An 8,952-nucleotide genomic window follows, 5' to 3' on the forward strand; every position below is an offset into this window, starting at 1 on the left:
TCCATTCCGTGACCTGGGTCGAAGAGCGCAGCGGAGCAGAATTCTTCACTGTGGCGGGGCTCAGGAGTCCCGGCATGGATCCTCGGGTCTGCGCTGCGTCGCTACGCTCCTTGCTCCGCCCGTGGATGACGAAACGATGGAGGCATGCAGTCCAAAAACGCAAGCACGAGATCAGCCAGGGCTGACGGCGTAGCGTAGTTGGACGAGGCCATGCGCCAGGGTTTGGCAGCTTTTGAGAGACAGCCGCATCTTGCCCGCTAGGCCGGCCTCGCCGAACTCGACAACGCCCTGGTTCGCCGCCCGCGCATCGAGCGCGGGGGCGACCAGCAGGCTCAACTCATCGACCAGCCCCGCAGCGAAGAAGGAGCCGTTGATGCCGGCGCCGCCCTCGAGCAGCAGCCGGCTTATGCCGAGTTCGCGCCCGAGCACGTCGAGCATCGCGGCGAGATCGATGTCGGGCGTTTGCGAAACGATATAGGACACGCCGTCGGCTGCCAGTTCGGCCAGATGGCTGTCCTGGACATCACGCCCGAGCAGCACCACGACATGATCGCCGCCGATGTCGGGCTTGGCAAAGTGCAGCTTGCCGGAGGCATCGAGCGCCAAGGCATAGCTGCCCGCGTCGCGCCGCGCGAAATGATGCGGCCGCTCGACCTTGCCAGCATGCGCCGGCGGGTGCGCGCCGGCCTTGCTCATCTCGGCCATGGTGACGCGGCCGACGATCCAGGCGTCGCCTTCGAGGTCGTTGTGGATCTGTTCATAGAGGCCCGACCATTCGGCCCGGCTGCCATCGGGGCTTTCGGTGTAGCGGCTCGGATGAAGGCTGCCGTCGAGCGAGGCAAGCATATGGCAGATGATGTGCGGCTTCATATGGGTGTCTCCGTTTGTCGGCTTTGGCCGGTCCAAAGGTAATGCCGCGTCGGAAAAATGGAAGTCGACGTGGCGTGCCTTGAGGCTCCAAGCCCCGGCAGGTAGCATGACGGGATTTCAGCGACCCGGACCAGAGCATGGCGAACATGATCCTGTTTCACTCGGTTCTTGGCCTGCGCCGGATCGAACGTGATCTTGCCGAGCGCTTCCGCGCCAGCGGCCATGCCGTCACGCTGCCAGATCTTTATCAGGGTGCGGCGACGGACGATCTCGATGAAGGTTTCGCGATCAAGGCACGGATCGGTTGGGATGCTATCTGCCTAAAGGCACGGGAGGCTTTGGCCTCGACGCCGGGCGATACGGTGCTGGCCGGCATCTCGATGGGCGCCGGCGTGGTGGCGGAATTCTGGGCGTCGCGTCCGCTGGCCGCGGGTGTCCTTCTGTTGCACGGTTTGGCGACCGTGCCTGCGAACACGCGCCCGGGCCTGCCGGTTCAACTACATGTCGCGGACACCGATCCACTTTTCCCCGAGCCGGATGTCCGCGCCTGGCAGGAAAGCGCGGAGGCAGCGAGAGCGGATGTGCAGGTCTTCCGCTATCCAAACTCGGGACACTATTTTTCCGACCCGGCACTGCCCGACTATAATGGAACGGCCGCCGCGCAGCTTTGGAGCCGCACTTTGACGTTCCTGACATAGAAGGGCCTTCAGGCCCCAAGAATCCAAAATTCAGACAATTCCGACAAGTCGCTGTCCGGCTCTGTTATATCGATGTTGCACAAACGGTTGACCCTGGGTTAGCATCCTCTTGTTGACGCCGATCGGAGGAGTTTTGGCGGCGGTCAGCTGGAGCGGCATGCGTTCTTGGCGCAAGGAGGATGCTCCAACACTTTAACCGGCGCATGATCCTTCCTGAAACCGGTCCCGGTTTTTAGGGACAGTGCGCTTCTGTGGAGGAGGAACCCATGAACAGACGCGAATTCCTGATGACGTCCGTGGCCGCGGGCGCCATGATGCTGGCCGCACGCTCGGCTTTCGCCGAGGACAAACTCACCATTCTCGGCTCGGTGCCCAGTCTCGGCTTTCCGTTCTTCGTGCACATGCTGAACGAGATCAAGGCCGAAGCGCAGGCGCAAGGCGTCAACCTGACCGAGAGCGACGGCCAGAACTCGGCCACCAAGCAGACCGCCGACATCGAGGCGGCCCTGGTGCAGAAGGTCAACGCCATCGTCATCTCGCCGCTCGACGTCAACGCGCTGGCGCCAGCCATCGAGGAAGCGGTCAAGGCCGGCGTTCCCGTGGTGACGATCGACCGCCGCGTCGACGGTGTCCAGGGCATCCTTGCCCATGTCGGCGCCGACAATGTGAAGGGCGGCGAGGCGGAAGCGAGCGCCGTGGTGGCGGCATTCCCCAATGGCGCCAAGCTGTTCCACCTGCAGGGCCAGCCGGGCGCGGGTCCCGCGATCGACCGCAACAAGGGCGTGCACAATGTGCTCGATCCGCTGAAGGACAAGTACCAGATCATCTATGAGCAGACCGCCAACTTCGCCCGCGCCGAGGCGCTGACGGTGACGGAAGCCGGCCTTGCCGCCAACGGCAAGCCGGACGCCATCATCTGCGCCAATGACGACATGGCGCTGGGCGCGCTCGAAGCGTGCGCCGCGCGCAACTTCACCGACGTCAAGATCTACGGCTTCGACGCGCTGCCCGAAGCGCTGGTCGCCGTGCGCGACGGGAAGCTCGCCGGCACGGTCGAACAGTTCCCCGGCAAGCAGTCGCGCACCGCCGTGCAGATCGCGGTCGCCTACGCCAAGGACAAGACCGAGCCGAAGGAAAAGCTGGTACTGTTGACGCCCATCGTTATCGGCAAGGACAATTTGGATAAGGCGGAGCGGCTGAACGAGACGAAGTAGGCTGGATTGGTGAGGCCGGTGGGGCACGCCCCCCTCTGGCCTGCCGGCCATCTCCCCCACGAGGGGGGAGATCAGCAGCTTCTTTCGACCGCCTCTTGCAACGTTTGAGATTGGCGAAAGCCTTCACGACATCCAATCTCCCCCCTCGTGGGGGAGATGTCCGGTAGGACAGAGGGGGGCGTGCCGCGCTGCCTGCCGCAATCCGGGAGCCATCCTTGCCAGCTGAAGCCGCATCCCCCGTCCTGCTTGCCGTCGAAGGCCTCACCAAGCATTTCGCCGGCGTCACCGCGCTGAACGAGGTTTCGCTCGACATCCATCCCGGCGAAATCCTCGGCCTGCTTGGCGAAAACGGCGCCGGAAAATCGACGCTGTTGAAAATCCTGTCCGGCGTCATGCCGCCGTCCAGCGGCCGCATCACCTTCGACGGCGCCGACTATCAGCCGGCGAGCCCGCAGGACGCCAAGCGGCTGGGCATCGTCACCATCTACCAGGAGCTCAGCCTGATCCCGACGCTGACCGTGGCGGAGAACATCTTCATCGGCCGCGCGCCGACCGGGCCGCTTGGCCTGGTGAGCTGGCGCAGGATGGAGCAGGATTCCCGCGCCATCATTGCCCGCGTCGGTCTCTCCATCGACCCGATGACGCCGGTGTCGGCGCTGTCGGTGGCCGAACAGCAACTGGTCGAGATCGCCCGCGCACTGTCGCTGAAAAGCCGGCTGATCATCATGGACGAACCGACCTCGGCGCTGACCGAGACCGAGGTGCAGCGGCTGCTGTCGATCATGGACCGGCTGCGCAAGGACAAGGTCGCGATCATGTTCGTCACCCACCGGCTGGAGGAGGCATCCGCCATCTGCGACCGCATGACGGTGCTGCGCGACGGCAGGCTGGCGGGGCATCTCGACCGTCAGGGCGGGCCGATCAAGCTGCCCGCCATCATCGAGAAGATGGTCGGCCGCGCCGCTTCCGAACTTTACGCGCGGCCCGCCCAACGCGCGGTGGCCGGCGATGTGGTGCTGTCCGTCCGGGGCTTGCGCACCGTGCGCGACCCCGAGGCGCCGCATGCCATCGTGCTCGACGGCGTCGACATCGACCTCAAGGCCGGCGAGATACTCGGCGTTGCCGGGCTCGTCGGCTCGGGCCGCACGGAGCTCGCCCGCGCCATTTTCGGCGCCGACCGCATCGCGGCGGGCACGATCACGCTCGACGGCAAGGAAATAGCACCCGCATCGCCGGCCGACGCCATCAAGCTCGGCATCGGCCTGGTGCCGGAGGACCGCAAACACCAGGCGATCTTCGCCGCGCTCGGCATCCTGCCGAATTTCTCCGTCGCCTCGCTTGGGCGCTTCAGCAACGGCTTCGGCTTCATGGCCGAGCGGCGCGAGCGCGACGCGCTGTCGGGTTTCCGCAAAATGCTGTCGATCCGCATGGCTTCGGCCGAGCAGGCGATCGAGGGCCTGTCGGGCGGCAACCAGCAGAAGGTGATCCTGGCGCGCTGGCTGGCGCGCGACCCGAAGGTGCTGATCGTCGACGAGCCGACGCGCGGCGTCGATGTCGGCGCCAAGGCGGAGGTGCACCAGATCCTGGTGCAACTGGCGGCGCGGGGCATCGCGGTGATGATGATCTCGTCCGAACTGCCCGAGGTGCTGGCGGTGTCGGACCGCATCGTCACCATGCGCAAGGGCCGCATCACCGGGCAGATGCCGGGCGTCGAGGCAAACGAGGAAAGACTGATGGAATTGATGGCGCTCGACAGGCAGGATACGCCGGCACAGGACGCGGGGGGGCAGGCACGATGAGCATCGCCGAGGAACAGAACCAGCGCGGCGGCGTGACGATCGCGCGGCTTTTGATGAGCTTCGGGCCGCTGCTGTTCCTGGCCGCCCTCGTGGTCGTCTTCACCGTGCTGAAGCCGAGCTTCATCGACCCGATCAACCTGTTCAACATCACGCGCCAGATCTCGATCACCGGGCTGATCGCGCTCGGCATGACCTTCGTCATCCTCACCGCCGGCATCGATCTTTCGGTCGGCTCGCTGCTCGCCTTCTGCGGCATGGTGGCGGCCGTGGTCGCCAAGGGCGGCACCGCCAACACGCTGTCGCTGTCGACATCAGGCACGCAGGGCTATGGCTGGTTCGCGGCGCTGCTGGCCGCCGTCGTGGTCGGCGCTCTCGCCGGCGGCGTGCAGGGGTTCGCCATCACGAGGCTGAAAGTACCGCCCTTCGTCGTCACGCTGGGCGGGCTGACGGTGTTTCGCGGGCTGACGCTGACCATCTCCAATGGCGGTCCTATCTCCGGCTTCGATGCCTCCATGCGCTGGTTCGGCACCGGGCTGATCGGCCCGGTGCCGGTGCCGGCGCTGATCTTCGCCATCGCCGCCATATTGTGCCACATCGTGCTGCGCTACACCCGCTATGGCCGTGCCGTCTACGCCGTCGGCGGCAATGCCGAAGCGGCACGGCTGTCGGGCCTGCGCGTCGACCGCATCCTGGTCTCGGTCTATGTCATCGTCGGCTTCTTCGCCGGGCTTGCCGCCTTCGTGCTGTCGGCCAGGCTGAATTCTTCCGAAGCGGTCGCCGGCATCGGCTACGAGCTGACGGTGATCTCGGCCGTCGTCATCGGCGGCACCTCGCTGTTCGGCGGCATCGGCTCGGTCGGCGGCACGGTGGTGGGGGCTGCCCTGATCGGCGTGCTGCAGAACGGGCTGCAGTTCAACAACGTGTCGTCCTACACGCAAAGCATCGTCATCGGCCTGATCCTGATCCTGGCGGTGGCGTTCGATCGCTGGCTGAAGTCGCGGGTGAGGCGGTAAGGGTGCGCGGCACCATGGCCGCGTGCAGCGGATGCGCGGCCAGTTCCCGGCCCGGTTGCAAAACATCGGCGCCTTGCTAGAAAGGCTTGGGCGGGTGGCGTCATGAGGGATGCTCATGGTTGCCGACATCATCAGACCGATCAGCTTGAGTTTTTCGCTGCTGCGGCGCTTCTGGCCGCAGCTCGTGGCGCTGGTGCTGGCCGGGGTGCTGGCCGGCGATCTCCTCCTGCAACTGGCGGCCAAGGTGGCGCTCGCCAACCATTTCGCCGGGCTTGCCATGCTTACTTTGGTGGCGCTGGCGCAACTGATGGTGACGGTGGCGATGTTCCATGTGCTGCGGCCGGGCCTGCCTAATGTGCTGGCCGCGCAGCGCGGCGCGGACAAGGCCGCCGAGAGCAAAGTCGCTGGCAACGAGGCGAGCGATGCCGACCCGCGCGGCTCGCGGCTGGTGCGCATGATCACCATCGCGCTGCTGCCGTTCTTCGCCTACTACGCCGCCTGGGGATTTCTTGGCGATATCGTGCGGCAGTATTCGCGCGCCTCGCTCGACCAGGCCGGTTTCGGCCAGAGCGGCAATGTGCTCGACGTGCTCGATTCGCGCTGGCTGCTGATTTCGGTCGCCGTTTCCTGGCTGGTCCGCCGGCTGGCCAAATTCATGCAGACGAAGACGACGGCAACGTCGTTCTGGCAGATCGTCGTGGTGATCTGCGAGACCAACTGGATCTTCGTCGGCCTCTACGTCATCAGCCGCTGGAAGGACTCGGCGCTGCAATGGCTGATGAGCCGCAATTTCTGGTCCGTGCTGCAGGCGTCCATCGATGGGCTGGCGAGCCCGGTTCCGGTCGCGACGGCCGCATCTGTGGTGACGGCGGCGAGCGCCGCACCAGTGATGACGGCGGCGAGCGCCGCACCAGTGGTGACGGCAGCGAGCGCCGCACCAGTGGTGCCGGTCGAGATCACCTCGATCGCGGCCTCGACGGTGGCGGTCAATCTGTTCTTCTACATGCTTTTGCCACTGATCTGGCTGGTCATGGCGGCGCTGATCTACGGCTATGAGGTGCGCGACGACGCGGCGCTGATGCGGGTCAACGGCCGCGTCGAACGGTTCGGCCAGCGCTATGCCGGACTGCCGAAATTCCTGCGCGACTTCGTCGAGCATTTCATCGCCGGCTACCGTTCGCGCTACCTGCCGATCGCCAATGGCGTGCGGCTGACGGTGAGTTCCAGCCTGGTGCTGCTGTGCACGCTGATCGTCGGCTACCGCCTGCTCGACTGGGGCGCGGCCTGGCTGTGGCTTGGCGCGACACGGCTGATCGGCCCGCACGAACTCGACGTCTGGCAGATCTTTTCGCACGGCGTGACGCTGCTGTTCGGCAGTCCCTTCCAGGATTCCTCCACCGGCATCCTGATCGAGCCGATCAGGATCTGTTTTCTCGCCGCCGTGCTGGAGACGGCGTTTTCGCTGTCGAAGGGGGCGGGGAATGGAGTTAGTGAAGCCGCGGCGTAGGCGTGCGTTCCTCTCCCCGTATAGTGACGGGGAGAAAGTAGCTATTTCGGCGGCCTTTGAAAACGAAGATACCACGGCCGTTCGCTGCCCAGGCCGACGGCCGGGCGGATGGTTTTTACGGCGTCCTCGGGCACGATGAAAGTGTCGCCGATGGTGATGACGTCGCCTTTCCTGGCGCCGGAGAAGATCGCCTGGGCGCAGGTCGTCACGCCGTCGGGCAGGCTGACGCCGCTGATGAAATCGGGCATCCAGCGGCGCCCGGCGGCGTCGGTCAGCATCAGCTTGCAGCCCAGCCAGTGTTTCCGCAGGTCCGGATCGCCAATGGTCACGGTGAAGGTGGCGATGACGGCCAAGGCATGGTCGGGCAGGCGGCCGGCCTTGCCGCCGCGCAAATCGGCCAGTTCCCAGCCGCTGCCGCCGAACGGCACGGCCTGGCCGAACTCGACATCCCTGGCGATGAGGTCCTCGCCATGCAGCCATTCGCGGACGCTGTCATAACTGGTCTCGGCCAGTGTCAGCGGCAGCAAGATGGCGAGCGCCAACAAGCCGCCCCGGCGCCATTTTCGCTCGGCTTGCGGGTCGACGGCCCGTTCCGTCGAAACGGCGCTCATGTCTTGCCATGCGGTGTCTGGCCCTGCGATGTCTGGCCCGGCGCGGCATCGAGGTCGAATTCCGGCAGGATGTCGGACGGCTGGCCGTCAGCGCCGGTCGGCAGCGCATCGAGGCTGATGCGGGCCTGCGCGTCGAGCGGGCCGAACTGGCGCGCGGCGATCAGCAGCCTGGCGCCGCGGATCTGGTCCGATGGCACTTCGAAGACGAACAGGCCGCGTTTGTCCAGGCCCGGATCGACGCCGTGCGGCGGCATGTCCTGGCGGTAGCCCAGCCGCTCCGTCTGGTGATAGCGCAACCCGGTCGGGCCTTGCCAGGTGCCGTCGGCCACCGCCGTGGAAGCGCCGGTCGCGGTGAGGCTTGTCGTGGCCACCACCCACAGGCCGCTGGTCGTCAAAAGCTTTTCCTGGCCGAACTGGCTGGCCTTGAGCTGGCGCGCGAAGATCACCTTGTCGAGCCTGACAGCGAAGCTGCGCGCGCGCACCGTGTCGTTCATCGCGCCATCGATGGGAATTGGTGCGGTGAGGTCGGCATAATGCGGCTTCGTCGCCTGCATGCCGTAGCTCAGCGCCACGGTCGCGCAAAGGACCGCCAGATTGCCAAGCACGCGTATCCTCATGAGCCGCTCCCCGGCTGCCCGATCGCCGGCTGCCCAGTCGCCGACAGGTCGGTGACCGGCAAGGTGACGGTGCCGAGCCGGTAGGGATTGTACCAGCCGGGCGCGCCATAGAGATTGTCGCGTTGCTTGAAGATCTCGGCGGTGACGCCGAAGGCGAGATTTGCCGGCACGGCGGCGTCGCCGGCAAGCGGCCAGACATAGGCCATGCGCTCGGTCATCCCCGGATGCAGTTCGGGCGTCATCGTGGAATCGCGTGTCAACACGATCATCGGCGAGGAGTCGGGCAGGACAATGCCGTCCGGCGTGAAGACGTTGAAATAGCCCTTGTCGGATTGCGCGGTGCGGTTGGTCATGTCGACTTCCAGCACCAGCGCCTTCTGGCCTGGCTTCAGCGGCACGCCATGGACCCCGGCATGGCTGACATAGGCACGCACCGGCTGCAGGCGCCAGCGTCCGGCGTCGATGACGGCGTCTGGCGGCAATTGTGGTGGACCATGGGCGGGCAGGGCGCCAAACGCCCCCATCACGCCGGCGACAAACAAGGCGGCGATGGTTCCCGCGCCGGCCGTTATCCAGGTCTGAACCTTTGAGCGGGCAGTCTTGAACATTCCAAACCATGCACG

9 protein-coding genes are annotated in these 8,952 nt (G+C 65.8%); 5 read left to right on the forward strand and 4 right to left on the reverse strand.

Annotation, left to right across the window (positions count from 1 at the left end; translation table 11 throughout):
* Positions 1–171 precede the first annotated feature (171 nt).
* Positions 172–870, reverse strand: a complete 699-nt coding sequence (locus EN808_RS17180; RefSeq protein ID WP_135916465.1) for a RibD family protein — start codon at positions 868–870, stop codon at positions 172–174.
* Between the two features lie 137 nt (positions 871–1,007).
* Between EN808_RS17180 and EN808_RS17185 the strand changes: the two genes are divergently transcribed.
* The 5 genes from EN808_RS17185 to EN808_RS17205 all read left to right on the forward strand — a co-directional run bounded on the left by EN808_RS17185 (position 1,008) and on the right by EN808_RS17205 (position 7,101).
* A complete protein-coding gene (locus EN808_RS17185; protein WP_135916466.1) occupies positions 1,008–1,568 on the forward strand; it encodes a dienelactone hydrolase family protein in 561 nt (186 codons plus the stop codon).
* A gap of 266 nt (positions 1,569–1,834) precedes the next feature.
* A complete protein-coding gene (locus EN808_RS17190; protein ID WP_127278840.1) occupies positions 1,835–2,782 on the forward strand; it encodes a substrate-binding domain-containing protein in 948 nt (315 codons plus the stop codon).
* A 215-nt stretch (positions 2,783–2,997) separates the two neighbouring features.
* On the forward strand, positions 2,998–4,581 hold the full coding sequence (locus EN808_RS17195) for a sugar ABC transporter ATP-binding protein (protein ID WP_135916467.1): 1,584 nt from the start codon (positions 2,998–3,000) through the stop codon (positions 4,579–4,581).
* Positions 4,578–5,594, forward strand: a complete 1,017-nt coding sequence (locus tag EN808_RS17200) for an ABC transporter permease (RefSeq protein WP_127278997.1) — start codon at positions 4,578–4,580, stop codon at positions 5,592–5,594. Before EN808_RS17195 ends, EN808_RS17200 begins: the two co-directional genes overlap by 4 nt.
* Before the next feature lie 115 nt (positions 5,595–5,709).
* A complete protein-coding gene (locus EN808_RS17205; RefSeq protein ID WP_135916468.1) occupies positions 5,710–7,101 on the forward strand; it encodes a hypothetical protein in 1,392 nt (463 codons plus the stop codon).
* 41 nt (positions 7,102–7,142) lie between these two features.
* Here the strand turns inward: EN808_RS17205 and EN808_RS17210 are convergent, their stop codons facing one another.
* From EN808_RS17210 to EN808_RS17220, 3 genes are read right to left on the reverse strand one after another with little or no spacing between them, the layout of a single operon-like run.
* The gene (locus tag EN808_RS17210; RefSeq protein WP_135916469.1) at positions 7,143–7,712 is read right to left on the reverse strand and encodes a hypothetical protein; all 570 of its coding nucleotides are present in this window, start codon (positions 7,710–7,712) and stop codon (positions 7,143–7,145) included.
* Positions 7,709–8,329 carry a hypothetical protein gene (locus tag EN808_RS17215; RefSeq protein ID WP_135916470.1) on the reverse strand — a complete coding sequence of 207 codons (621 nt, stop codon included), beginning with the start codon at positions 8,327–8,329 and terminating at the stop codon, positions 7,709–7,711. The genes EN808_RS17210 and EN808_RS17215 overlap by 4 nt, the downstream gene beginning before the upstream one ends.
* Complete coding sequence (locus tag EN808_RS17220) at positions 8,326–8,937, reverse strand: hypothetical protein (protein WP_135916471.1); 612 nt, start codon at positions 8,935–8,937, stop codon at positions 8,326–8,328. Before EN808_RS17220 ends, EN808_RS17215 begins: the two co-directional genes overlap by 4 nt.
* Positions 8,938–8,952: the final 15 nt, after the last annotated feature.

The organism is Mesorhizobium sp. M8A.F.Ca.ET.165.01.1.1, from assembly GCF_004792065.1.
GTDB lineage: Bacteria > Pseudomonadota > Alphaproteobacteria > Rhizobiales > Rhizobiaceae > Mesorhizobium.

Coding starts and splice junctions, on each gene's coding strand:
- EN808_RS17215 (WP_135916470.1), bottom strand. CDS start 8,329: ATGAGGATACGCGTGCTTGGCAATCTGGCGGTCCTTTGCGCGACCGTG.
- EN808_RS17210 (WP_135916469.1), bottom strand. CDS start 7,712: ATGAGCGCCGTTTCGACGGAACGGGCCGTCGACCCGCAAGCCGAGCGA.
- EN808_RS17220 (WP_135916471.1), bottom strand. CDS start 8,937: ATGTTCAAGACTGCCCGCTCAAAGGTTCAGACCTGGATAACGGCCGGC.
- EN808_RS17180 (WP_135916465.1), bottom strand. CDS start 870: ATGAAGCCGCACATCATCTGCCATATGCTTGCCTCGCTCGACGGCAGC.
- EN808_RS17185 (WP_135916466.1), top strand. CDS start 1,008: ATGGCGAACATGATCCTGTTTCACTCGGTTCTTGGCCTGCGCCGGATC.
- EN808_RS17205 (WP_135916468.1), top strand. CDS start 5,710: ATGGTTGCCGACATCATCAGACCGATCAGCTTGAGTTTTTCGCTGCTG.
- EN808_RS17190 (WP_127278840.1), top strand. CDS start 1,835: ATGAACAGACGCGAATTCCTGATGACGTCCGTGGCCGCGGGCGCCATG.
- EN808_RS17200 (WP_127278997.1), top strand. CDS start 4,578: ATGAGCATCGCCGAGGAACAGAACCAGCGCGGCGGCGTGACGATCGCG.